Annotated in this window: 6 tRNA genes and 1 rRNA gene; all 7 read left to right on the top strand. The window is 52.6% G+C overall.

What is annotated here, in order from left to right:
• A 5S ribosomal RNA gene (gene rrf / locus AC1DMU_RS29540) occupies positions 1 to 96 on the top strand; the annotation flags it as partial.
• Between the two features lie 5 nt (positions 97 to 101).
• Positions 102 to 177, top strand: a tRNA-Val gene (locus AC1DMU_RS29535).
• Positions 178 to 185: 8 nt separating this feature from the next.
• Positions 186 to 269: transfer RNA gene (locus tag AC1DMU_RS29530), tRNA-Tyr, on the top strand.
• A gap of 11 nt (positions 270 to 280) precedes the next feature.
• Positions 281 to 355, top strand: a tRNA-Gln gene (locus tag AC1DMU_RS29525).
• Between the two features lie 4 nt (positions 356 to 359).
• A tRNA-Lys gene (locus AC1DMU_RS29520) sits at positions 360 to 435 on the top strand.
• A 14-nt stretch (positions 436 to 449) separates the two neighbouring features.
• Positions 450 to 530: transfer RNA gene (locus AC1DMU_RS29515), tRNA-Leu, on the top strand.
• A gap of 29 nt (positions 531 to 559) precedes the next feature.
• Positions 560 to 634: transfer RNA gene (locus AC1DMU_RS29510), tRNA-Gly, on the top strand.
• Positions 635 to 673: the final 39 nt, after the last annotated feature.

Raw genomic sequence — 673 nt, 5'->3', positions numbered from 1 at the left:
GGTCACACCCGTTCCCATACCGAACACGGAAGTTAAGCTCTCTAGCGCCGATGGTAGTTGGGACCTTGTCCCTGTGAGAGTAGGACGTTGCCAGGCAAAATGGAGGATTAGCTCAGCTGGGAGAGCACCTGCCTTACAAGCAGGGGGTCGGCGGTTCGATCCCGTCATCCTCCACCATATATGTCGGAGGGGTAGCGAAGTGGCTAAACGCGGCGGACTGTAAATCCGCTCCTTCGGGTTCGGCAGTTCGAATCTGCCCCCCTCCACCATTCTTAATTAATGGGCTATAGCCAAGCGGTAAGGCAACGGACTTTGACTCCGTCATGCGCTGGTTCGAATCCAGCTAGCCCAGCCATTAAGAGCCATTAGCTCAGTTGGTAGAGCATCTGACTTTTAATCAGAGGGTCGAAGGTTCGAATCCTTCATGGCTCACCATTTTAAATAAATATGCGGGTGTGGCGGAATTGGCAGACGCACTAGACTTAGGATCTAGCGCCTTTGGCGTGGGGGTTCGACTCCCTTCACCCGCACTTTTAATAAAATAACTCAAACATGTCTTGCGGAAGTAGTTCAGTGGTAGAATACAACCTTGCCAAGGTTGGGGTCGCGGGTTCGAATCCCGTCTTCCGCTCCAATTTTCAATATGACATGCCGGGGTGGCGGAACAGGCAGA

The sequence above is a fragment of the Bacillus sp. 01N45 genome (assembly GCF_056399205.1).
This window is presented reverse-complemented; position numbering and strand designations above follow the sequence as displayed.